Below are 416 nucleotides of genomic sequence, written 5' to 3' on the forward strand. Positions count from 1 at the left end.
CCACAACGGCATCCTTTACCTGCTTGATGCTTGCCAAGCCGCCGGCCAATTGCCCATCGACGTTGCTGCGCTGGGCTGTGATATGCTGACAGCTACCGGAAGAAAATTCCTGCGCGCACCGCGAGGAACCGGTTTTCTCTATATCCGTCAGTCATTGCTGGAGACGATCGAGCCGGCAATGATCGACCTTTATGGCGCTCATTGGATCGCACCGGATCGCTACGAGCTTCGAGCCGATGCCAGACGTTTTGAAACTTGGGAGAAAAACTACTCCGTTCGCGTTGGCCTGCGGGCAGCAGTGGATTACGCCCTTGAGATCGGACTGGACAAGATCGAGGAACGTTGCAGGCGCCTCTCGTCGAGACTGCGCGAAGGGCTAAACGATACGAAGTCAGTGTCCGTACATGATCTCGGGA

The 416-nt window shown here is 56.2% G+C and carries 1 protein-coding gene; it reads left to right on the forward strand.

Annotated elements, in window-relative coordinates; genetic code table 11:
- Window positions 1-416 (forward strand): aminotransferase class V-fold PLP-dependent enzyme (locus EN750_RS38855; protein WP_127399535.1); only part of this gene is annotated, 416 nt, incomplete at both ends.

It is taken from the genome of Mesorhizobium sp. M7A.F.Ca.ET.027.03.2.1 (genome assembly GCF_003999175.1).
Taxonomy (GTDB): Bacteria; Pseudomonadota; Alphaproteobacteria; order Rhizobiales; family Rhizobiaceae; genus Mesorhizobium.